Genomic DNA, 22,100 nt, shown 5'->3' on the forward strand with positions numbered 1-22,100 from the left:
CTGTTATACTCGATAGCTAAGCAAAATTATTACAAACAAGGGTCATTGAAATGCCACAATATCGCTCAAAGACATCGACGGCAGGTCGTAATATGGCGGGTGCACGTGCTTTATGGCGTGCAACAGGTATGAAGGATGAGGATTTCCACAAGCCAATTATTGCTGTGGCAAACTCATTTACTCAGTTTGTTCCAGGTCACGTGCATCTGAAAGACATGGGACAGCTAGTAGCTCGCGAAATTGAAAAGGCGGGTGGTGTTGCTAAAGAATTCAATACTATCGCAGTCGATGATGGTATCGCGATGGGTCATGACGGCATGCTTTACTCTCTGCCATCGCGTGACATTATCGCTGACTCTGTTGAGTACATGGTAAATGCACACTGTGCAGATGCGATTGTTTGTATCTCTAACTGTGACAAAATCACACCGGGCATGTTGATGGCGTCTATGCGTCTGAATATCCCAGTAATCTTCGTTACTGGCGGCCCAATGGAAGCGGGTAAAACTAAACTAGCTGAGCATAAGCTAGATCTAGTTGACGCGATGGTACTTGCAGCAGATCCAAATGCATCTGACGAAGAAGTTGATGCAGTAGAGCGTTCTGCGTGTCCTACTTGTGGCTCTTGTTCTGGTATGTTCACAGCGAACTCTATGAACTGCTTGGCAGAGGCTCTAGGCCTTGCACTTCCTGGTAACGGTACTGTAGTTGCAACTCACGCTGATCGTGAAAACTTGTTCCTAGAAGCAGGTCGTACGATTGTAGATTTGGCTAAACGCTACTACGAGCAGGACGATGAATCAGTTCTACCTCGCTCTGTAGGTTTTAAAGCGTTTGAAAACTGCATCACGCTTGATATCGCTATGGGCGGATCAACAAATACGATCCTTCACTTGTTGGCTATCGCTCAGGAAGCTGAGATCGATTTCACCATGGATGATATTGATCGTTTATCCCGTGTAGTGCCTCAGCTATGTAAAGTGGCGCCAAATACTCCTGATTACCACATTGAAGATGTTCACCGTGCTGGTGGCATTATGGGGATTTTGGGTGAGCTTGATCGTGCCGGTAAGCTACACACAGACGTTCCAACGGTTCATGCTCCGACAATGAAAGATGCACTGGATAAGTGGGATATCATGCGTAACCCAACTCCTGAAGTATTGGAGTTTTATCGTGCTGGTCCTGCGGGCATCCCAACTCAGACAGCATTTAGCCAATCTACTCGCTGGCCAACACTAGATGGTGACCGTGAGAATGGTTGTATCCGTTCATTAGAGAATGCGTTCTCTTTGGAAGGTGGTCTTGCTGTATTGAAAGGTAACATCGCGCTAGACGGCTGTGTGGTTAAATCTGCTGGTGTAGATGAGTCTATCCTTGTATTCGAAGGCCCTGCACACATTACAGAATCTCAAGATGAAGCGGTTCAGAATATTCTTGATGATAAAGTAGTAGCGGGCGAAGTTGTTATCGTACGTTACGAAGGCCCTAAAGGCGGCCCGGGTATGCAAGAGATGCTTTACCCAACGTCGTACATCAAGTCTAAAGGTCTAGGTAAAGCCTGTGCATTGCTGACTGATGGTCGTTTCTCTGGTGGTACTTCTGGTTTGTCGATAGGCCACGTTTCTCCAGAAGCTGCAGCAGGTGGTGCAATCGGTCTAGTTCGTAACGGCGATATTATCCGTATCGATATCCCTAACCGAACAATCGATGTATTGCTTTCTGATGAAGAGTTAGCAGAACGCCGTGCAGAGCAGGATAAGCTAGGCTGGAAGCCAGTTGAGCCTCGTCCACGCAAGGTTTCTGCAGCACTAAAAGCATTCGGTATGCTGGCAACATCTGCAGATAAAGGTGCTGTTCGAGATCTGTCTAAGTTAGATTAATCATATAAGAGTTTTTCTTGCACTGAAGAACCCCGCTTAATGCGGGGTTCTTTATTAATATGAGTAATATAGTCATAGGTCAGAACAGGAGGTTTTTATTAGTGATTTGATTCTGAAATAGTCTTAGGTCCTGATATCATATGAGCGATAAAATAATAAGCTAGAAATATTGTTGGTGTATGGAGTTGGTGATAAAAGTTACCTGTTCATATACATGACTAAAAGCCTTGGTAAGTGTTAGAAATGATAAGCGACAATTTAGTCAGAATTTTTGAATCTAAAAAATTTATCCTCCTTATGGTGATAAGCGCGTGTATTTATGCGGCATTTAAAGATTCATGGAAATTGTTTGCAGATATTTTTCAGTCTCTGATGATCTTGGGGTCATTGGCAGCGGTAGTTATACATTGGTCTTTTTTTAAACATGAGAAGATATTGTGGCTGATTCCTTTCGCTATAATTCTTCAATTAAGTAGTTGGTATTATTGTTTAAACTACTACCCAGAGCTTGCAACTAGCTCACCAAAGGTTGGAAACCTGCTCGAGTTCTTTGTGTTTTTCTTTGTGGCATTTTGGTTGAGGGGACGGCAGGAGTATATTTGGGCTCTGCTGATATCATTTGCCTTAGGATCAATCTTTACTCTTTACTTGAATGGCTCTTTAGTCGCTGATATTTTGGCCGGACTTTCTGGGAAACGGATCGATTTCGATTATAGGAATGCACAGCACGGGGCATTGATTTTAGGTGGTTCTATTTTGGCTATGCTGTGTTACAGCCACTTCCTATTGACTAAATCAACAAGTAATAAGTTTCTGTTGGCCGGTTTGTTTTTGTTGATTCCTTCTCTTTTTATACTTCTTGCAATTACACAGACGCGACAAGCAATCATCGCTGTGGCATTAGCAATGATGTGCGCGATTCTTTTCGGAGTGATCTCGCATAAAAAAACGCTCTTTATGAAAATTTCTATGTTAGGGGGGTTTTGTCTTTTTGCTGTTTTAGTGGGTAGTACTGATGTTATTTATAATAGATTGAATGCAGAGTTTTCTATTATTACTGATTATTTGTTAACAGGAAAATTCTCGGATGCTCCGCTTACTAGTATGGGAATTAGGCTACAATTGTGGTTCGAATCAGTGACTTGGATAGGTAAAAGCCCATTTATAGGCCTAGGGAATGGGGTAGAGGCTTATCTCATAGAAGAATCGTCTAGATTGCCACAATCTAAATGGTTTAAGAGATTTCAGCATGTTCATAGCTCATATATTGCAACTTTGCTACGTTTTGGAATGTTAGGACTGTTCCTGTGCTTACTGATCTTGGTATTGCCAATAAAAGATTTATTTAGATCCAAAGTAAATGGTAGCAGTGTTCAATCAGTGAAGTACCTAGCAATCATGTTTCTAGTATATTGGCTGGTGGTTAATATCTTTGAATCTTATTGGTTTATGAAATCTGGCTTATGGACTTTTACAGTCATTATGGCTGCGATTTTTTCTATACCGCTGTCTGAACGCTATGGTCAATATTTATCTACCTTAAAAGGGGATAAAGAATCTACTTCCGTCTGAATAAAGGTTTCTGGTACTCGTATATTTTTCCAAGCAACCCTTTATGTTTAGATTTCAAAAATGGGATGTTGTGACTCTTCCAAGTATGTTGGTACCAATGTATTAAATGAGCCGATTTGGGGTGAGAGAATTCGATATCCTGACCTTGGTAGGAGAAAAAGTAATCTTGGCTCAAAACTTTAATGTCGGGCTCCTCCCTATATGGGGCCAGTATGGTAGTCATAATATCGGGCCCCATAAAAAGAGCTGAAGACATTATTTCATTTTGGTAGAAGTGGAGCAGTTGACTTAATACTTTGTGTGATTCTGTCGCGAAAATAGAAGCAGTCCCTACTAAACTATCATTTTCTAATCCTACACAAAAATTGCAGTCCTCAAATAACTCAAAAGGGTCTCGAACTATAGTTACATCAGTATCCAAATATAGCCCTCCGAAATCATGTAAGATACGGATTCTTAAGTAATCACTTACGAATGCAAAAAGCCCTCGTTTGTAACACTCTTTCGCAAACTCGCACTCGTTAATCCATTCAATGACTTGCTCTGAGGAATCAGTCCATAGCTTTACCTCATAACCTTGCTTCTTCCAGTCGTTCACACAAGCGTGTGACAGAGGGGGCATTGTTTTGCCTAGCCAAATTGCATGGATTGATTTGTTCATTGGTGCCTAAGTACGTTAAAACAGTATGTAGGGTAGGGGCATCATGTTAAACTACCCTTCCAATTAAGTCAGCTGTTACCACTAGAGATCATGGATATATTCATTATTAGCTTGCCAGAAGCTTCAGAGCGACGTGAGCGAATTACAAACATACTCAATGATGTGGAACTAAAATATGAGATCTTTGAAGCGATTAATGGTCATAAGGGATTGCCTGCTGAACTAGTCAATTTACCTGATGACAACTTTCGTAAAGTTTTCAAAAGTAGGCCTCTTTCTAATGGGGAGAGAGGTTGCTATGCAAGCCATTATCTACTCTGGAAAAAGTGTGTTGAGCTAAATAAACCAATTGTTATCTTAGAGGATGACGCTATCCCTTTGGAAGGCTTCAAAGAGGCTTTGCAAGAGATAGAGATGCTTCATGAAAAATATGGGTACATACGGTTAGAAGCTCAATTTGGTAATCATTCTCTTGTTGAATCAATCAACGATAGCTTAGATCTCGTTTATTGGAATTGTAATGATATGCGAACAGGGGGATATTCTATATCACCAGAGGGGGCCAAGGCTTTTCTAGCAGCAAGTGCTAGATGGTGTTACTCCGTTGACTATTTTATTGGTAGTTCCTATTTGCATAAGGTCCCTGCCTTAGGTGTTTTACCGCCTGTTGTATCGTCACCTAATGACTTGGGGACGTATATTCAATTAAATGCAAAAACTAAAGTTGGTTTGTTATATAAAATTACCCGAGAGAGTTATAGGTTCTATCGTTTCTGCAGGATGGCGCTTTGGAATGTGAAATCGCGAAAACGTTTTAGGGTGGTTAGGTAAATTATTGTGCGATTAACTTAACGAGTGACCAGCCTTTATAAAAACTGTTGAGATGCTTGCCAAAGCAGTCTTAAAGCCAATAGTGTTATAACAGTTTTAAAAAGCGCTTTGAACTGCTTCTCCGGAATGCGATTTAGCATTTTAAGTCCCAGCCAAGTGCCTATCATTCCACCCAGAATCATCAGTACGATCAAAGGCAGCCATTGCCAGAATGCAAAGCCGACAAAAGAAAATACAAATATCTTGAGTAAGTGCTGCATGCTCATGCAGGTGGCAAAATTGGCGGTGCTGCTGTGCTTGTCGTAATTTTGCCTATGTACTAAACCAGCCACTAGAGGACCCGTTGCGCCGACAAAAATGGAAGCGAAAGTTGTGCCTGCACCGGCTACGACCAAGCCGTTTTTGCTCATCTGATGCGTGCCGGGTTTTGGCCCCCAGACTAAAAAAAGAATAAATAAGGCAACGGAAATTTGGATAAACGTCAGCGGTAGTTGTACTACGATGAAGGAGGCTAATGCCGATCCAATTAGAGCGCCGATACTAAAGCTAATCACCATCTCCCAGTCGATATGCTGTCGAGTAACAATCGCGCGATTGCCATTGGAGCCTAGTTGAACAAGGCCGTGAACAGGTATCAGTGCAGAAGCGGGCAGAAAAGAGGCGAGAATTACTAAGAGTAGGACACCGCCACCAATCCCCATAGCGGCGGTAATAAATGAAGTTCCTGCTGCCGCAAAAATTAGCAGCAGGGTGAGTTCGATATTCTCAAGAATCGGCACACATGAGCCTGTTATTTATCACTTAAAGATTGCATTACTTGCTGTGACCAGCTCAGGCTATGGCGATAAGCGGCTTCATAGAAATGTTGATCAAGTAGTAGATCTAAATCCTGAAAATCGCCACGTTCGTAATGACAAACCTGATCAAGAATTTGCCCTAGCTGGCCCTCGTTGGATAGTAGGGCTGCTTTGACATCTGTTTGGAGTGGAATTTGCTCAAGCAGTTCCGGCATCTCCATATCCAGAAGTACATCTAATTTAGAGAATAGACCTGTAATAAAGTTGTTGATGGGTTGATCACGTCCAAGCATCTCGGCAAGTAGTTCACACATACGCCCACGGACTAGCATGCTGCGAGTTAGTTCTTCGGGCTTTTCTTGAGTGTCAGTGACTAGGAATAGGCTAACCCATTTACGAATTTGCTCGAAGCCTAAAAGGCTGATTGCATGCGATAAGGACTCGATCTCTCGCTGGATGCTAAAAGCTGCGGAGTTTACAACGCGTAAGATTCGGTAGGTTAATAGAGGATCATTAACAACTAATTGCTCAACAGACTGCGCTGTAGCGGTAGGGCTTTGAAGTTCTACCATCATTTGTAAAAGAAGAACCTTACTGCTGCCTAGTTTTTTTCCTTTTACTGGTTCTGGTTTACTTAAAAAATAACCTTGGAAAAGGGCAAAGCCCAACTCATGGCATTTACGGAATTCATTTTGAGACTCGACTTTGTCAGCTAAAAGTTCCAGATGGTAAGGGCGAAGATCTTTTACGGTCTGAGGGAGTTGGTCGACACCTGTTTTTTGTATATCTATCTTTAAAATGTGAACTAAATTTAACAGAGGTTCATATTTTGGGTGAGGTCGATAGTCAGACAAGGCAAGGCGGTAACCTTGTTGATTTAGCTCTTGGACTCGCTGAACAAATTCAGGGCTTATTTTTGAATGTCCTAAAATTTCGATGATAAAGCTTTCCTTTGGTAAGTCTGGAAAGTTATCTGCCATCAATGTTTTATCAGTAAGTTTGATATAGCAAGGAAGTGACCTGACTTCCCCTTCTTCGCAGATGCTTGCGTAAGTGTTGAGGATAACGGAAGAAGTTGCCAGATGATCGTTGATTGTATTAGGAGCTTGTTCATCATCATTACGATATAACAGCAAATACGCGACCACGTCCTGACTTTTATTGAACACAGGCTGTCGTGCTAGAAGTAGATCTAGAGATTCGCCTGTTTCAATTGATCCCGTCATGTTTTACTCCTATTGATTAGCTCGAGATAGTACTGATTATAACCTTTTCCAAGGTTTACTTCTGTAAAAAGCCACGCTGTTGTAGGAAAGAAAGCATATGTGGACGCGCCTCTTTTTGCAGCATTCCAGAGATTTGTTCGCTCCAAGTCATATCCTTTTGACCGCCAGTACGACTCTTATAATACGCTTGAACATCTTGGTCGTATGCGGCAATAAGCTCTTGATCTTGGCTGTCATCGTATCGGTCATGTTTCAGCACGACATCCAATGGTAAACGAGGTTTAACTTCAGGGTCTTGATCAGGGTCACCAATGCACATGCCAAATACAGGGTAGACCAGTTCTGGTAAGTTTAATGCGTCAGATACTAGATCAATCTTATTACGCAAACCGCCAATATAAACCACGCCCAGATTTTCGGATTCTGCTGCAATGGCAACATTTTGCGCAAATAAGCCGCAATCGACTGTGGCAGTAATAAATTGTTCTGTAAATCCAGATAGCATTTCCGCATCGTGCATATCGCAACTTAGTTGATGGCGTTTCATATCTGCACAGAAGACTAGGAAGGTCGGCGCCTCTGTTACATAAGTTTGATTACCGGCCCATTCCGCTAGTGAAGCTCGCTTGTCTGGATCATTAACTTGGATAACCGTGCAAGCCTGAATAAAACTTGACGTTGCAGCTGCTTGGCCTGCTTGAACAAAACGGTTGATCTGCTCTTGGCTAACCGGTTTATCAGTGAACTTTCGGATAGAACGATGTGCGTTAAGAAGTTGGATTACCTGATTCATAGCAGCCCTTCGATAAAAAATTTATGCTTGAGTTGTATCACAGCCTTGGTTTTAGCAGAAGGGTGGTAGCAGATTAACTTTTGCTATAAGTGGGAATATGTTTTCCTTGAACTATCGCGTTAAGCTTAGGTCTATCAATCAGTTAGGGAATTTAATTAAAGGTTACTCCTGTATATGAGCAAAGCTTTTACGCTATTAATCTTTTGTAAGCAGCCTCGTATTGGGCAGGGTAAACAACGCATAGCGGCCTCATTAGGTGCTGAAACAACGTTTGAGATTGCCAAAGCTTTGTTGCAGTGTGCACTCGAGGATGCACAAGCTTGGTCAGGTAGGGTTGTTCTGTCTCCCGCGTCTGTTGATGAGGTTGAGTGGGCAGAGGGATTACTGGACGGTGAGCACGTTCAGGTAGTTCCACAGCCATCGGGTAATCTTGGCGAAAGGATCAATACAGTTGATCAACGTTTGAGAGAGCAAGGTCATCAAAACATAGTGACTATCGGAACTGATGCACCGATTTTAACCTTGGACCTTCTTCAGCAGGTTTGCCATAAGATGGCTGATTATGATGTTGTTTGCAGTAAGGCCGATGACGGAGGCGTCACCGTGATGGCTTCAGGGGTTGCATGGCCGAATATTGAAACACTGCCTTGGAGTACTGAGCGTTTGGCTCAAGGACTCGAAGAGTTTTGTTTAGATGCAGGGCTGTCAGTGGGCTATATCGAACCGACTTATGATATTGATCTTGAAGCAGATCTGGTGCGATTGATCGAGGATCTCAAATCGGATCGGCGGCCTGCAAGAAAAGCATTACTGCAGTTGATAACGCCTATAGTGAATAACAGGATGGTTACAAGTTAGGAATAAACAGGTCATTTATGCAGCGTATCCATACGGAAAATTGGTATAAAACCCCGCAAGGTGAGACACGGGGATATATCGACCCTTTTACTTTACGTGAATTATGGTTTCACACTGGTACTGCATGCAATTTGCAGTGTCCTTTTTGTTTAGAAGGCTCAGCCCCAGGTGATAAACGTTTGGAACTGGTTAAGTTTGAGGATGTGAAGCCTTACATCGATGAAGCTCTGGAGCTTGGTGTTGAACAATTTTCATTTACCGGAGGTGAGCCATTTCTCGCTAAACAGCTGATCAAAATATTGGCGTACGCCTCCCAGTTTAAACCCTGCCTTGTGTTAACCAATGGTACGGAAGCCATCCAAAAACGGATGGCAGAAGTTGCGACATTAAACGAGTCGAACTACCCCGTGAGTTTTCGGGTAAGCCTAGATAAGCCTACAGCAGCAGAACATGATGCGGGGCGCGGTGAGGGTAATTTTGTTAGCGCCCTTAACGGCCTAAAGCAGCTATATGATTTAGGGTTTCATATATCTGTCGCTCGGCATATGGATAAAGAGGAAGATAAAGCGTCGGTTGATGATGCATTTAAAGCACTCTTTGTTGAATACGGTTTGCCGCGCGATCTTAATTTGGTCGCATTCCCTGACTTTGCCACACCGGGGAGTCTTCCTCAGGTGCCTCAGGTAACTACAGCATGTATGACCACTTACCAAACGGAAGAGAGCCGTAAAGATTTTATGTGCGCTTTTAGCAAAATGGTGGTGAAGAAAAATGGTCAGATGCGAGTCTATGCTTGTACGCTGGTGGATGATGACGAAGAGTACGATTTGGGCGGTAGCTTAAGAGAAAGTTTAGAGCACCGAGTAAGCATGAAGCATCATCGCTGTTATAGCTGTTTTGCTTACGGTGCGTCTTGTAGTGAAGGATAAGGAGCGAGTGTGTTAGGAATCATTGGTGGTACAGGTATATATCAGTTAGAAGGGCTAGAGGTTACGGGGGAGCATGAGATAGAGACACCTTTCGGTTCCCCTTCGGCCCCTATTCTGCAAGGTCGGATGGGTGAAAGGGATCTGTTTTTCCTACCCCGTCATGGCCGTGGTCATGAGTTACTGCCCTCGGAAGTAAATTATCGTGCAAATATCTGGGCCTTAAAGAAGCTTGGGGTTACGCAGGTAATCGGTTTATCCGCTGTCGGCAGTCTGCAAGAAGAGATAAAACCAGGCGATCTATCGCTGCCAGATCAGTACTTTGATTTTGTAAAAGGTAATCGCAAGAAGAGCTTTTTTGGTAACGGTTTAGCAGCCCATGTTTCCACTGCCGAGCCAACCTCTAAACCTCTTGCTGATGCGCTTGAAAAAGCGGGTGAATCGGTAGGTATTTCCCTGCATCGAAATAAAACTTATGGTTGTGTTGATGGGCCGCGATTAGGTACTAGAGCCGAAAGTTTCTTCTTACGAGGCGCTGCGGGTTGTGACTTAGTTGGGATGACCAATGTGCCAGAGGTGTTTTTAGCAAAAGAAGCGCAGATCAGTTATTGCACTATTGCTATAGCGACCGATTATGATTGCTGGATGGATGATCCTGCGCATCATGTGAGTGTGGAGCAGGTGATTGCCCGTTATGGTGCAAGTTTAGAAAAAGCAAAGGCAGTCCTTACCGCCTTTATTAACAGCCCAGAAGAAGCGTTCGATTGCGCTAGTCGTAGCAGTTTGGCATCTGCTGTATTAACGCCGCGCGACAGCTTGAACCAATCCCAGAAAGAGCTGTTGGAACTGTTGAGTGCCTAAGCCTTTCCTCTCCGTCATTATTCCTGTGGGGCCTACTGAAGCAGAGGTCCCGCAGGGATTGTTGCACGACTTACAACACCTCCCTGACGGCGCTGAGTTGATTTTTGTTGTTTGTAAGCAAGCTCAGCTTGCCTTGGCTCAGAGTTGCACTTCCTTATCAAATTACTCGGTAAAATGGTTTTGCACCAAGCCTGGTCGAGCCATACAGATGAACCGCGGAGCAAAAGAGGCTGGGGGACAGTATCTTTGGTTTCTCCACTTAGATAGTCGATTCGAAAGCGGTTTAGTATCCAGCTTATTGGATAATTTAAAACGTTATCCTGAACGTCTGCATTATTGTTTACTGACTTTTATTGCTGATGGGCCCTCTAGGATGCCTATCAATGCGCTTGGTGCGAACCTTCGGTCTCGAATTTTGGCAGTGCCCTTTGGCGATCAGGGCTTTTTAATCTCAAAGTCCTTATTTGAACAGGTAGGAGGCTACCCAGAGGCTGTCGCTTATGGTGAAGATCACTTGTTCGTTTGGTATGCGCGTCAGCAAGGCATAAAACTGAAATGCTGTTCAGTTCCTTTATCTACTAGTGCGCGCAAATATGAAGATAAAGGCTGGTTTAAAATCACCTGCCTTTATCAAAGGTTATGGTTAAAACAGGCCTGGCCTGAGTTTATCAAATTAGTAAAACAGCGTTACTTTTGACCACGTTCCCAACGGTGAAATTTTGCTACCCAGTCCAGTAGTTTTTGCGGAGAGTTTGCCCGTTTCCATTCACCAGCCGCGTACTTGTTAGCCTCGCTCATGGTTGGGTAAATATGAATAGTGCCTAAGATTTTGTTAAAGCCTAAGCCATGCTTCATGGCGGTGACAAATTCGGTGATAAGTTCGCCCGCGTGCGGTCCCACGATGGTAGCCCCAAGAATTTTATCTTTGCCCGGCACCGTTAGTACCTTAACCTTACCGTGATTGTCACTGTCTGCTATTGCTCTATCTAATTCTTCAAGATCAAAGCAGGTGACTTCGTAAGCGATATTCTGTTCTTTAGCTTCTAACTCGTTCAAACCCACACGTGCGACTTCTGGATCGGTGAAAGTTGCTGCGGGAATGACCGAGTAGTCGACCTTAAACTTTTTGAAACGACCGAACAGAGCATTCACCGCTGCATACCAGGCTTGATGGGCAGCGGCGTGAGTGAACTGGTATGGACCTGCTACATCACCACAAGCGTAGATATTCGGGTATTTTGTTTGTAAGTAGTCGTTTACTTCTAGAGTTCCGTCAGCTTTGGTTTGTATGTCTAAATTTTCTAAGCCAAACCCATTCACATTAGCTTGTCGCCCAGTCGCTACCAAAAGCTGATCAAATGGAATCTCCTCCATCTGGCCTTTATGTTCGCAAACAAGGTACTTGCTTCCCTCTCGTTCAACAAACTCCAACATTTTTCGATTGCCTAATACATTGATACCTTCCTGATCAAAGCGCTGACTAACCCAGTCAGAGATGTCTTTGTCCTCTTTAGGCATAATGTGATCGCCACGTAAAACGATGCTCACTTCAGAACCAAAGCGGGCAAAGCATTGACTTAATTCGCAGCCTATTGGGCCGCCGCCGAGTACTAACAGGCGTTTCGGTAATTCGCGTATCTGCCACAGATTATCTGAAGTCAGTGGCTGCATGGCTTCTATGTTTTTGATTGCAGGGATGCGTGGTCTAGCGCCTGTAGCAATGACAATATTCTTGGTAGTAATGATCTCTCCGTTTACGACCACTTCATAGGGGTTAAGAATGGTTGCGCTGCCGGTCACGCAATCGACGCCCAATCCTGTATAACGTTCAATCGAGTCATGAGGTTCAACTTGTTCAACGACTTTGGATACTCGCTCCATAACATCAGCGAAATTGAACTTCACCTCGCTGTGTTCAATGCCATATTCCTGGCTACGTTTGCTATCTGCTACAAAGCGAGCGGAACGAATCAGAGCTTTTGAGGGTACACAGCCGGTATTGAGACAGTCGCCTCCCATCTTATGCTTTTCGACCAAACTGACTTTGGCTTTTACTGCTGCTGCAATGTAAGAGGTGACTAGTCCAGCAGAACCTGCTCCTATAACAACGATATTAGTGTCGAATGTAGAGGGCTTTTGAATACCGGCATAGACCTGTTTCGCTTTAAGTAGATCGATCACTTTCTTGGCAATCAGTGGGAATAAACCTAATAAAGTAAATGACAGTAGGATCCCTGGAGACAAAATGCCTGAGAGCGATTCTAACTGACCTAGTTGTGTACCTGCGTTTACATAAACGGCAGTCCCCGCCAGCATGCCTACCTGACTTACCCAATAGAATGTCCAAGTTTTGATTGGGGTTAGGCCCATACCTAGATTGATCATAAAGAAGGGGAAGATCGGCACTAATCTCAAGGTAAAGAGGTAGAAAGCACCTTCTTTCTCCATGCCCGCATTGAAAGACTGTAGTTGCTTACCAAAGCGGTTTTGAATGCTTTCCCGAAATAGAAAGCGGGAACAGAGAAAAGCTAAAGTTGCGCCGATGGTGCTGGCGAAAGATATGATGAGTAAGCCGGTAACGAGTCCAAATAGTGCACCGCCAATCAGCGTCATAATGGCAGCACCGGGTAAAGACAGTCCTGTAACGAGCACATACAGTCCAAAAAAGATCGCTACTGTCTTGATTGGATTCTCAGCGTAATACTGTTCGAAGCTTGCTTGGTTGCTTTTGATAAAGTCCAAATTTAAGTATTGGGCCAGATCAAATATAAAGAAGGCCGCAATTGCACTTAAGATAACGAGGAGTAGAGGTAGCTTTTTCATCAATAATATCTACTTAAATTCAGAAGCTTCTAGGACAGAGATAAAATAGGAAAGTTTCAATTTACCTATGTATCTTAGGAGTAAATCAATGATATGAATAAATCAGCTTATGTTAAACTGCGCTGAAATCTGTTGTTTAAATTGTAGAAAAGGCTTTATGCCTTTTGAGCCTAAACGGTAGCGTATTGATCCAGTTTAGGCTATTGAGATACATCTAACCTTATGAAATCAGTTGTAAATCCAAATTGTCAGCGCTTTAGTGCGATTTTGAAAGATGTGCCTGCTTTGTTTGAAAGTAGTGATACATCCATTCATAAAGCACGGAATGAACTAAAGATAGTTGATTACTTAGATGAATCATTGGTCTTGAAGTCTTTCAAAGTGCCGAACTTACTAAGGCGTTGTATTTATACGTATCTCAGACCGAGTAAGGCTGAAAAGTCGTATCAGAACTCCCTTTTATTGGGTTACTTTACGCCAACACCGGTTGCCTATGTTGAGTACTTTGACGGTGGCTTAATTTCTAATAGTTATTTTGTCAGTGAGCATTACGCGTATGATTTTACGATCCGTGAGCCCTTACTGGACTTAGATTTTCCGGATCGACCTGAAGTGTTTAAAGCATTCGCGAGGTTTTCTTTAGCGCTGCACGATGCTGGATTTTTCCACAAAGATTATTCGCCGGGTAATATCTTGATCCGAAAACTCGCTGATGGTGGATATGAATTTAAGATTGTTGATGTTAATCGCATGCTACAACTTGAGCTCGATAACGAAATGCGAGCACGGGGTTTTGAAAAACTCTGGGCAAGAGATGAAGATTTAGACGTTATTGCAAAAGAGTACGCTCAACATAGCGCTGTACCTGATGACTTTGCAGAGCAGGTAAAGCTCTTCTCTAACAAGAATAAACGCTTGAAAAACTTCAAAAAGCGCTTAAAAGGTAAGCCCGTTAATGACTAATATCGACCATATTTCATGCGTTATTATCGTTAAAAATGGCGCAGAAACCATCGTTCCTGTTTTGGACGCTTTGGCCTGTTTTAATGATGTGGTGATCTATGACAATGGATCGGATGATGGCACGCAATCACTAGTTGCCAACTTCGAGAATGTCAATTTGGTTGAAGGGCCATTTTTAGGTTTTGGTGAAACGAAACAGCGTGCTGCTAGTTATGCTAAGCATGACTGGGTATTGTCATTGGATGCGGATGAAGTGCTTGCAGATGAGTTTATCTCCGCATTGGCACAACGCTCATTAGATTCTGATAAGGTGTATTCAATTACGCGCAGTAACTTTTACAAAGAGCGTGAAGTTAAGCATTGTTGGGGCAAAGATGTGATCGTGCGTCTGTATGATCGTACCAAAACCAACTTTAATAGCAGTAAAGTGCATGAGCTTGTTATCACCGAAGGCTTCGAAGTCGAAAACCTAGCAGGCACCGTTCGTCACTATCCTTATCAAAATATCTCTCAATTCATCGTTAAGCTTGATAAGTACTCCTCTCTTTTTGCAGAAGATAAGCAAGGCATAAAGAAGTCATCTCCGCTGAAAGCCAGCTTGAATGGCATCTACTCATTCTTTAAAACCTATTTCTTAAAGCGTGGTTTTATGGATGGGTCTGCAGGGTTGATTATCGCCTTTTCACATATGGCGACGAATTTTTATAAGTATATGAAGCTGTATGAGCTGAATAAAGCAGCCAAAGACAGTAGCGGTAGGATAGAGAACGCCAATGACAACTAGTGTCTTAATTACTCGCCACGACAAGATTGGCGACTTTGTTGTTGCTCTGCCGATGTTCCAATGCCTAAAGGCAGCTAGACCAGAGCTGCGCTTGGTTGCTTTAGTGTCTAAGATTAATCTCAGTTTAGCGCAGCAGTTACCTTATATTGATGAGGTGATTGAGTATCAGCCTGACAATCTTGGCGCTACATTAGCGGCGGTTAAGAAGGCAAAGTGCTCCGTAAGTATCTCAGCGTTTATCGATTCACAATTAGGCTTTCTATTATGGCGTGCGGGTATTCCTAAGCGCATAGGACCGGCAACTAAACTGGCGCAAATCTGGTTTAACTGTCGAGTTAAGCAGCGTCGTAGTCAGGTGAAAAAAACTGAGTTTGCCTATAACTTAGATCTTCTTAAAGCATTTGATAGCCAAATCGAGACAGGTATACAGGCGCCTTTGTTTGGTTTTGCTAAGGCTGATTCAATTCGGGCTTTGGAAGCATTTAATGCGCAATATCAGTTAGAGAATGACCGCCCCATCGTTGCTTTTCATCCAGGCAGTGGTGGGAGTACCGATGGTAATCTAACGCTGCAAGATTATATCCGTCTTGCTCAAGCAGTGATTCAACAGGAAAAATATAGGGTTGTGTTTACCTTTGGCCCTGATGATGAATCTTTAATTGCTGAAACAGATGCTGTACTTGGAGGTCAGGCGGTTTTGCACCGATCGCAGGGTAGCGTTTATGACTTTGCTCTGCTGTTGAGTAATTTCTCTTTGTTTGTCAGTACTTCAACGGGCCCTATGCATTTAGCCGCTGGATCTAATCTTAAAACCATATCCTTCTTCGGTGATGTAAAGGTTGCTTCTCCGGCTCGATGGGCTTCGGTCAATCAACCGGAAAACCAGCATAACTTTACTGTCCCTCAAGACTATTCAGACGAACTGTACTCTGAAATTGAAGAAGAACTACTTCAATTAACTGAGCAGGTTTAAAAACTATGTGTTTAGAAGGAGAGCGTCTTGCCAGCGCCTAAACCTAGTTCAGATGATGATCTACACCCGTGGGATCACTATTCCGATCAACCGCGAATCATCACGGATAGAACTTATAAAAAGCGGATGAAACGTAAGCATCTTAAGGACTATCTGCTTACCTTTTTGACATCTTGCTTAGTCTTTCCTTTAGCTCTAATCGCTTGGCTCTTTAATCGAAAAGTGGAGCCGTCTTCGGATCATTTCTTTTCTCTTTGTGTCAATTTAGACAAAGGGGAAGAGCAATATGAGTTAGTTGAGGAACTGGGTTGTAAAAGCTTACAGGTGCGATTTTTCCTGTCGGAAATGGATCGTATAGATGAGTATTATCAGTTTGTGGCCGGGTTTGGAGAGAAAGAGATTCTCTTAGTGGTAGTGCAAGATCGTCAGCATATTGGTGATCATGAACTACTTGCTAAGGATATGGCCAGAGTTTTTGAAGTTTTTTCACCTCTAGTAAAGCAGTTTCAAATTGGAACCACGATCAATCGTTCTAAGTGGGGCTTCTTCTCTGTAGCTGAGTATCTGCAGTTTTATCAGGTGGTGCAGAAGGTCCGAGATCAGCAGTTCCATGGGTTAAAGCTATTAGGCCCCTCAGTTATCGACTTTGAATACCCTTACCTGATTAGAGCTCTATTTAATGGCTTTAAATTGAAGTTCGATAAAGTAGCAGCACTTCTCTATGTAGATCGACGTGGAGCACCAGAGAATCCACAAATGAAGGTGTTTGATACCTTTAATAAAATTACGCTCCTGCACAGTATCGCCAGATTAAGTCCTAAAACGTCCAGTAAATTACTGCTGACAGAAGCAAATTGGCCCCTATCCAATACAGCTCCTTGGGCACCTACCAGCGAAACTGAGTGCGTAAGTGAAAGCGACTATGCGAACTTTTTACTTCGCTACCATCTGCAGGCTATGGCTACTCAGAGAGTGGAGTCTGTTCATTGGCATCAACTTATCGCGCCCGGTTATGGTTTGGTTGATAGCCGAGAAGGTTTGCGTAAGCGCGAAGCCTTTTGGGTTTACAAAACTATGCTCGATGTTTTGGGTAATGTGGAAGTACGGCATTACCAAAAGCAAGGAGAGGTATATCGGCTTGCTTGCAAAGACCGTCAATCAGATCGAGATGTGACTGTACTTTGGGGCAACGAGGTCGAGTTACCTCTGGAAAAGTATCTGAAGCAAGAAAATATCAGCGTGGAAAGTAAACAGTTGATGGATAAGTCAGCTGCTATCTTGAGTTTTGAAACAGCAAAGGTATCTGATAGCCCTATTTACCTCGTTGGATAGATTGGTTTTTTCTTCGGTAGTTTATCACTAGGAAATAAGGCTATTATCTCAGCTTGAATTAGATGTTTTGCAGCAAATCATTTACTTCAGAGAATTGAGTATTACTTTCAAAATCAGCTTGTGCTTTCACTCTGCCGGCATCTGCAAGCTTTTGTCTCAATTCATGATTGTTGTAATAGAGTTTGAGCTTTTCGGCTAAATCTTCAGCTGACCCACTAGTAAATAACAATCCATCTACTTTGTCATTGATGATCTCTAGAGGACCTCCGCTATTACTCGCAATAACAGCCGTTCCTGTATGCATTGCTTCGATTAGAACCATTCCGAAGGTTTCTTTATCGGTGGCTAAAACAACACAATCACTGATCGCCATGAGATCTTGAACATTGTTTACAAACCCCGTAAATCTTACTTGTTCAGTTAATCCTTTCTCTACAATACTATTTCTGAATTGTTCTAGGTACTCAGTTTCCATAGCGTCACCTATGAACATCAGATGCACATTAGGGATTCTTAAATATTCAAGTGCCGATACTAATAGGGCTTGCCCCTTAGCAGGTTCAATACGACCTGCAAGGGTAACGATAAAGGAATTTTCTAGCTGGTATTGCTTTTTTAGGTCTGTTTTTAATTCTTTGTTTAGTTGCTGATAAATTGGAGCCCCAATATAAGAGGTCTTCACGGGAGGGCATATTTCTGCGGGTATGAAGCGTGTAATCTGATCCTTTACTTGCTGTGTCACGGCGATCATTAGATCGATATTTTTATAGAGGTATCGATGATAGAAGTCACTCTTGAAGCGAGTCATATTCATATGACGGCTCTGGACGAGTTTAGGGTTTCGTTTACTTAATTTTTTTGCTGAGACGCAGAGAGGAAGGTCTTTTGTCCAATGCAAATGGATCAGGTCGATTTCATGCTCATCAATGTAATTAGCAAGGTGCTTTGCATTTTTGAAAAGATTCTTCCATGCATGCCTTTGCAGACGCAGAGTTGGCAGTTCATCATGTTCAGATAGAGCGTTGTCCAGTTTGCTTCCTTGAGCAATCCCAACATGGGTTGGTGTTTGGGTTTGTAGATAACTGGTCAAACGCTGCATATAGAGCTCTAGGCCACCAAAATTTGGTGATAGGCACAACTGCATAATCCGCCTGCTCATTAATAATGCTCCAAATGGGAAAGTTTTAGTTGATTCGCATTAGTCTTTTAAAAGATCTTCTTTTTTCATATGCGTCCATTTCCCTCTTGGCTTATCAATATATTGGAAATGCTCATTGGTAAAACTACCTTGAATACAAGTGATCTTGTAATAGCGATGATTTACAGATTCAGAACCTATCGCATTATTGAACACTGTTGGGCCGGTTAGGTCGTAAACACCAGAACCAATTTTTTTGTCTTGAATATTTTTTACGATATTTTCTATTGTCGTGGTCAGGAATCTGTTGTCCTTCGAACTAGCGATAAAGTAGTTGGTGTAATGCTCTTTATTTAGAAGAAATAATTCCTCATCATTTTCATCTATCATTTTGGATATAGGCCAAACCGCATGGGCATCGATATCCATATACACACCACCGTGGTGATTAAGAGTTATCATGCGCCATAAGTCAGCCTGGGCAGCTCCATTCGTAAGCTTCTCATATGCTGAGGCTACTTCAGGAGGCATATTATCTTTAATAAATGTTAGACGATCTTCAGTACTAACATAGCGGTATTCAAAATCTGGAGAGATTAATCTATTGAACAAGTAATTACAGTATACGGGCAGGGTTACACGGTTTGTGTAGTTGGTTTGCCATATGACTTTCGGGATTTTAGTACGCTTGTTAGATTTTATTAATGGGTCGCTTTGCGTAGGTATCGTGAAGCGCTTGTTTGGGAATAGAAAGTGAAAAAGGAAAGAAAACCCTTTAATCAACGCTCCAATAAATTTGGTAAGTCGATTAACTAAAATAATCTTTAAAGGCAATTTCATCGGTGGTCCTACTGCGTTGAGGATTTCTGATAAGGGCTTTCCTTGCCATTTAACTGTGTTTTAAATCGTTTGTGAACCCACATGTATTGTGTGGGAGCTTTTCTTACGCCTGCTTCAACGGCTAAATTCACCAATCTTGCGTCTTCAACTTCATCCCCGCTAGGGAAGTTATCTACAGGGACAATTTCTACAATGTAACCAGAATCGTCTTCTTTACGGCGTTGTTGCATTGATAGAAGAGGTGAATTGTTCAATTTTACCATGCGCGTTGTGGCTGTCACGGTCGCGGCAGTTTGACCGAAAAATGGCACAAATACCGATGTCTTATGCCCCATATCTTGATCAGGTCCATACCAAACAACCTGATTTTTCTTGAGGCAGCGAATAATTTCTCGCAACTGTTTTCGCTCAATCGGGCGGCTAAACGAAGCACGTCCCTCACTAATCGTTTTTTCCATTAACGGATTGTTGTGTTGGCGGTACATAGAGATCAGTGGAGCGCCATACCCAGAAAAAAGCATGCCGCCTAAATCTAAGTGAGAATAATGGGCACCAAGTAAGATGACTCCACGTCCTTGTTTCAAGGCTTCATCCAACAATTCAAAACCGCGATATTCTGTACGCTCCTGTAGAGCTTTTTTGTTTCCCCAATATGACCAAGCAGTTTCAACTAACCCGATACTGTTGTTTTTGAAAACATCGCGGACAAATTGATCGCGCTCTACTTCATCTAATTCTGGAAAGCATAGCTTGCAATTTACATTCGTAATATGGCGACGTTTCGGTAGTAAATAGTACAGCGCCATACCTAGCAGGCGTCCGAAAGCTAAACCCATTTTAAAAGGCAGTAAAGCAAGCATTCTAAGAAGAATAACACCTAGCCAAGTTGGCCAGTATTTTGGAGTTAAAAGGGATTCAGTTTTATTCACAGTCAATCAGATCTTGATCAATAAGCGGTTGATTATACGTGTGTCCTAGTTTGTCAGCCAGCTAGAAGGTTGGGGAAGTTATATCATCAGGTTATAATGCCGGCCTAATTTCTGAGGATTAATGTCCGTTTATGTCTAAAAATGACCTAGAGAAAGGTATAGGGATGAAAATATATTTTCGTCTTTTAACCTATGTTCGCCCTTATTGGTTACCTTTTTTATTGGGCATCTTTGGATTTATCCTCTATGCAAGTGCCCAGACTGGTTTTGCAGCGTTGATGGAATACTTGATTGATGCCATTAGTGAGGAAAAAGAGGGGACGTATATTTATGGCCCTCTTGCGGTGATTGGTATTGCAATCGCTCGTGGTATTGGTACTTTCATGGGGAACTTTTTTACCGCTTATGTGGCTCGTAATGTCGTGCATCAGCTCAGAAAAGTCATGTTTGATCAGTTGCTGAAAATCCCCCTCGATTATTTCCATAATAATGCCTCGGGGCATATTCTTTCTAAAATTTCATACAATGTTGAGCAGGTAACAACTGCTGCTACGGACTCGCTTAAAGTAGCTGTCCGAGAAGGAATGACAGTTATTGGTCTCTTTGTTTATCTACTTTATCTTAATTGGCAGCTGACTCTGGTATTTGTGGCAGTGTCTCCATTAATTGCTTTGGTTGTGATGATTGCCTCTAAACGTTTTCGTCGTTTGGGTCATCGTATTCAAGATTCTATGGGGAATGTCACTCATGTCGCTTCTGAAAACATTCAAGGTGTTCAGATTGTGCGTACATTTGGTGGTTGTGATAAAGAGCGAAAACGTTTTGAAAAAGCCAGTGAGCAGAATTTGCGTCAAAGTTTAAAATTAGCGTTCACTGAAGGTTTAAGTGTTCCTATTGTTCAGATTATTGTTTCCAGTGCATTAGCTCTCCTTATTTTCTTAGCGCTACATCCTATGATGAATAACGATATGACTGCGGGGCAGTTTATTGCGTTTATTATTGCTGCTGGCTTAATTGCTAAGCCGCTACGCGCTTTAACTGAAGTAAACAGTTCTATTCAACGTGGTATTGCCGCAGCTAAAAGTATTTTTGAGCTCGTGGATGAAACAGTAGAAAGTAATACGGGCAGTTTGGCAGCTCAAACAGATCAGGGAAGCTGCCGACTTGAATTTAAAGATCTCTGTTTTTCCTATCTGCCCAATAAACCTGTACTTAATCGTTTGAATCTTGAAGTAGAACCAGGACAAACTGTAGCTCTCGTTGGCAGATCAGGTAGTGGTAAATCCACATTGGCAAGTTTGATTCCCCGTTTTTATGAACCGACCACTGGGGCAATCCTGTTAAACGGTCATAAACTCGATGACTACGAGTTGCTCTCTTTACGCTCTCAAATCGCCTTGGTAACTCAGAATGTGTTCCTATTTGATGGCACGATTCGTGAGAATATAGCTTACGGGGTAGACCCTGATGTTGAGGAAACTACAATAATTGAAGCAGCGCATGCCGCCCATGTTATGGAGTTTGTTGAGCGGATGCCTGATGGTTTAGATACCCATGTAGGAGAGAAAGGCACCAAACTATCGGGCGGTCAGCGCCAGCGCATAGCGATAGCACGTGCGATTTTGAAAAATGCCCCAGTCCTTATTCTTGATGAGGCAACGTCAGCCTTGGATACAGAGTCTGAACGCCATATCCAAGCAGCCTTAGAAAACGTTATGAAAGGTCGAACTACCTTGGTTATTGCGCATCGGCTTTCAACAATAGAATCTGCGGACCAGATTGTCGTAATGGATCAAGGTCGAATTATGGAGAAAGGATCGCATACTGAGCTTTTAGAGCAGGACGGTATGTATGCGGATCTTTACCAGAAGCAGTTTACTGAAATTGACTAAGCACTTAGTCACGGAGAA

The 22,100-nt window shown here is 42.7% G+C and carries 20 protein-coding genes; 12 read left to right on the top strand and 8 right to left on the bottom strand.

The genetic code is table 11. The annotated features are described in order from the left end of the window. The first annotated feature begins 50 nt into the window (after positions 1 to 50). Together ilvD and ACMXYX_RS01235 are read left to right on the top strand one after the other, a co-directional pair. Positions 51 to 1,883: a dihydroxy-acid dehydratase gene (gene ilvD, locus ACMXYX_RS01230; RefSeq protein WP_415897364.1), complete on the top strand. Its 1,833-nt coding sequence runs from the start codon at positions 51 to 53 to the stop codon at positions 1,881 to 1,883. A 243-nt stretch (positions 1,884 to 2,126) separates the two neighbouring features. After that, positions 2,127 to 3,455, top strand: coding sequence for an O-antigen ligase family protein (locus ACMXYX_RS01235; protein WP_415897365.1), 1,329 nt, complete (start codon positions 2,127 to 2,129; stop codon positions 3,453 to 3,455). Here the strand turns inward: ACMXYX_RS01235 and ACMXYX_RS01240 are convergent. Continuing rightward, positions 3,442 to 4,116, bottom strand: a complete 675-nt coding sequence (locus ACMXYX_RS01240) for a glycosyltransferase family 32 protein (protein WP_415897366.1) — start codon at positions 4,114 to 4,116, stop codon at positions 3,442 to 3,444. The genes ACMXYX_RS01235 and ACMXYX_RS01240 overlap by 14 nt on opposite strands. A gap of 90 nt (positions 4,117 to 4,206) precedes the next feature. On the opposite strand from ACMXYX_RS01240, the gene ACMXYX_RS01245 reads away from it, so the two are divergent. Next, positions 4,207 to 4,947, top strand: coding sequence for a glycosyltransferase family 25 protein (locus ACMXYX_RS01245; protein WP_415906398.1), 741 nt, complete (start codon positions 4,207 to 4,209; stop codon positions 4,945 to 4,947). Positions 4,948 to 4,982: 35 nt separating this feature from the next. Here the strand turns inward: ACMXYX_RS01245 and ACMXYX_RS01250 are convergent, their stop codons facing one another. From ACMXYX_RS01250 to nfsA, 3 genes are read right to left on the bottom strand one after another with little or no spacing between them, the layout of a single operon-like run. Further along, positions 4,983 to 5,726, bottom strand: coding sequence for a sulfite exporter TauE/SafE family protein (locus ACMXYX_RS01250; protein ID WP_415906399.1), 744 nt, complete (start codon positions 5,724 to 5,726; stop codon positions 4,983 to 4,985). Positions 5,727 to 5,737: 11 nt separating this feature from the next. After that, positions 5,738 to 6,970, bottom strand: a complete 1,233-nt coding sequence (locus ACMXYX_RS01255) for an EAL and HDOD domain-containing protein (RefSeq protein WP_415897369.1) — start codon at positions 6,968 to 6,970, stop codon at positions 5,738 to 5,740. A 55-nt stretch (positions 6,971 to 7,025) separates the two neighbouring features. Beyond that, the gene (gene nfsA, locus ACMXYX_RS01260) at positions 7,026 to 7,763 is read right to left on the bottom strand and encodes an oxygen-insensitive NADPH nitroreductase (RefSeq protein ID WP_415883187.1); all 738 of its coding nucleotides are present in this window, start codon (positions 7,761 to 7,763) and stop codon (positions 7,026 to 7,028) included. Positions 7,764 to 7,937: 174 nt separating this feature from the next. Here nfsA and ACMXYX_RS01265 point away from each other — a divergent pair, with 174 nt between their 5' ends. Genes ACMXYX_RS01265 through ACMXYX_RS01280 form a run of 4 tightly spaced genes read left to right on the top strand, consistent with a single transcriptional unit; the run spans position 7,938 to position 11,105 of the window. Then, positions 7,938 to 8,621 carry a TIGR04282 family arsenosugar biosynthesis glycosyltransferase gene (locus tag ACMXYX_RS01265; RefSeq protein WP_415897371.1) on the top strand — a complete coding sequence of 228 codons (684 nt, stop codon included), beginning with the start codon at positions 7,938 to 7,940 and terminating at the stop codon, positions 8,619 to 8,621. A gap of 17 nt (positions 8,622 to 8,638) precedes the next feature. Next, on the top strand, positions 8,639 to 9,550 hold the full coding sequence (locus ACMXYX_RS01270) for a radical SAM protein (RefSeq protein WP_415893145.1): 912 nt from the start codon (positions 8,639 to 8,641) through the stop codon (positions 9,548 to 9,550). Positions 9,551 to 9,559: 9 nt separating this feature from the next. Further along, positions 9,560 to 10,408: an MTAP family purine nucleoside phosphorylase gene (locus tag ACMXYX_RS01275; RefSeq protein ID WP_415906400.1), complete on the top strand. Its 849-nt coding sequence runs from the start codon at positions 9,560 to 9,562 to the stop codon at positions 10,406 to 10,408. Next, positions 10,401 to 11,105 (top strand): hypothetical protein, encoded by a 705-nt coding sequence (locus tag ACMXYX_RS01280; RefSeq protein ID WP_415897373.1) that lies wholly within the window; start codon positions 10,401 to 10,403, stop codon positions 11,103 to 11,105. Before ACMXYX_RS01275 ends, ACMXYX_RS01280 begins: the two co-directional genes overlap by 8 nt. On the opposite strand, the gene lpdA is transcribed toward ACMXYX_RS01280, so the two are convergent. Beyond that, complete coding sequence (gene lpdA, locus ACMXYX_RS01285) at positions 11,096 to 13,231, bottom strand: dihydrolipoyl dehydrogenase (protein WP_415897374.1); 2,136 nt, start codon at positions 13,229 to 13,231, stop codon at positions 11,096 to 11,098. The two genes, ACMXYX_RS01280 and lpdA, sit on opposite strands and share 10 nt — an antisense overlap. Positions 13,232 to 13,453: 222 nt before the next feature. Between lpdA and ACMXYX_RS01290 the strand changes: the two genes are divergently transcribed. The 4 genes from ACMXYX_RS01290 to ACMXYX_RS01305 are packed head-to-tail and all read left to right on the top strand — an operon-like array spanning position 13,454 to position 17,283. Further along, positions 13,454 to 14,194, top strand: a complete 741-nt coding sequence (locus ACMXYX_RS01290; RefSeq protein WP_415897375.1) for a hypothetical protein — start codon at positions 13,454 to 13,456, stop codon at positions 14,192 to 14,194. Further along, positions 14,187 to 14,978, top strand: a complete 792-nt coding sequence (locus tag ACMXYX_RS01295; protein WP_415906401.1) for a glycosyltransferase family 2 protein — start codon at positions 14,187 to 14,189, stop codon at positions 14,976 to 14,978. Before ACMXYX_RS01290 ends, ACMXYX_RS01295 begins: the two co-directional genes overlap by 8 nt. Further along, positions 14,968 to 15,951 (top strand): glycosyltransferase family 9 protein, encoded by a 984-nt coding sequence (locus ACMXYX_RS01300; RefSeq protein ID WP_415906402.1) that lies wholly within the window; start codon positions 14,968 to 14,970, stop codon positions 15,949 to 15,951. The genes ACMXYX_RS01295 and ACMXYX_RS01300 overlap by 11 nt, the downstream gene beginning before the upstream one ends. A 27-nt stretch (positions 15,952 to 15,978) precedes the next feature. Continuing rightward, positions 15,979 to 17,283, top strand: a complete 1,305-nt coding sequence (locus ACMXYX_RS01305) for a hypothetical protein (RefSeq protein ID WP_415897378.1) — start codon at positions 15,979 to 15,981, stop codon at positions 17,281 to 17,283. 58 nt (positions 17,284 to 17,341) lie between these two features. Here the strand turns inward: ACMXYX_RS01305 and ACMXYX_RS01310 are convergent, their stop codons facing one another. The 3 genes from ACMXYX_RS01310 to ACMXYX_RS01320 are packed head-to-tail and all read right to left on the bottom strand — an operon-like array spanning position 17,342 to position 20,190. After that, positions 17,342 to 18,442: a glycosyltransferase family 4 protein gene (locus ACMXYX_RS01310; RefSeq protein ID WP_415906403.1), complete on the bottom strand. Its 1,101-nt coding sequence runs from the start codon at positions 18,440 to 18,442 to the stop codon at positions 17,342 to 17,344. Between the two features lie 39 nt (positions 18,443 to 18,481). After that, positions 18,482 to 19,261, bottom strand: coding sequence for a glycosyltransferase family 32 protein (locus ACMXYX_RS01315; RefSeq protein WP_415906404.1), 780 nt, complete (start codon positions 19,259 to 19,261; stop codon positions 18,482 to 18,484). A gap of 8 nt (positions 19,262 to 19,269) precedes the next feature. Next, positions 19,270 to 20,190, bottom strand: coding sequence for a lysophospholipid acyltransferase family protein (locus ACMXYX_RS01320; protein WP_415906405.1), 921 nt, complete (start codon positions 20,188 to 20,190; stop codon positions 19,270 to 19,272). Positions 20,191 to 20,354: 164 nt separating this feature from the next. Between ACMXYX_RS01320 and msbA the strand changes: the two genes are divergently transcribed. Then, entirely contained in the window at positions 20,355 to 22,082 is a 1,728-nt protein-coding gene (gene msbA / locus ACMXYX_RS01325) for a lipid A export permease/ATP-binding protein MsbA (protein WP_415906406.1), read from the top strand. Positions 22,083 to 22,100 lie beyond the last annotated feature (18 nt).

Origin of the sequence: Neptuniibacter sp. QD72_48 (genome assembly GCF_047778065.1) — a bacterium.
Classification (GTDB): domain Bacteria; phylum Pseudomonadota; class Gammaproteobacteria; order Pseudomonadales; family Balneatricaceae; genus Neptuniibacter.

Bases quoted from the DNA above. Each gene is read 5' to 3' on its own strand.
- ilvD (WP_415897364.1), top strand. From the start codon at position 51: ATGCCACAATATCGCTCAAAGACATCGACGGCAGGTCGTAATATGGCG.
- ACMXYX_RS01235 (WP_415897365.1), top strand. From the start codon at position 2,127: ATGATAAGCGACAATTTAGTCAGAATTTTTGAATCTAAAAAATTTATC.
- ACMXYX_RS01240 (WP_415897366.1), bottom strand. From the start codon at position 4,116: ATGAACAAATCAATCCATGCAATTTGGCTAGGCAAAACAATGCCCCCT.
- ACMXYX_RS01245 (WP_415906398.1), top strand. From the start codon at position 4,207: ATGGATATATTCATTATTAGCTTGCCAGAAGCTTCAGAGCGACGTGAG.
- ACMXYX_RS01255 (WP_415897369.1), bottom strand. From the start codon at position 6,970: ATGACGGGATCAATTGAAACAGGCGAATCTCTAGATCTACTTCTAGCA.
- nfsA (WP_415883187.1), bottom strand. From the start codon at position 7,763: ATGAATCAGGTAATCCAACTTCTTAACGCACATCGTTCTATCCGAAAG.
- ACMXYX_RS01265 (WP_415897371.1), top strand. From the start codon at position 7,938: ATGAGCAAAGCTTTTACGCTATTAATCTTTTGTAAGCAGCCTCGTATT.
- ACMXYX_RS01270 (WP_415893145.1), top strand. From the start codon at position 8,639: ATGCAGCGTATCCATACGGAAAATTGGTATAAAACCCCGCAAGGTGAG.
- lpdA (WP_415897374.1), bottom strand. From the start codon at position 13,231: ATGAAAAAGCTACCTCTACTCCTCGTTATCTTAAGTGCAATTGCGGCC.
- ACMXYX_RS01290 (WP_415897375.1), top strand. From the start codon at position 13,454: ATGAAATCAGTTGTAAATCCAAATTGTCAGCGCTTTAGTGCGATTTTG.
- ACMXYX_RS01295 (WP_415906401.1), top strand. From the start codon at position 14,187: ATGACTAATATCGACCATATTTCATGCGTTATTATCGTTAAAAATGGC.
- ACMXYX_RS01300 (WP_415906402.1), top strand. From the start codon at position 14,968: ATGACAACTAGTGTCTTAATTACTCGCCACGACAAGATTGGCGACTTT.
- ACMXYX_RS01310 (WP_415906403.1), bottom strand. From the start codon at position 18,442: ATGAGCAGGCGGATTATGCAGTTGTGCCTATCACCAAATTTTGGTGGC.
- ACMXYX_RS01315 (WP_415906404.1), bottom strand. From the start codon at position 19,261: ATGAAATTGCCTTTAAAGATTATTTTAGTTAATCGACTTACCAAATTT.
- msbA (WP_415906406.1), top strand. From the start codon at position 20,355: ATGAAAATATATTTTCGTCTTTTAACCTATGTTCGCCCTTATTGGTTA.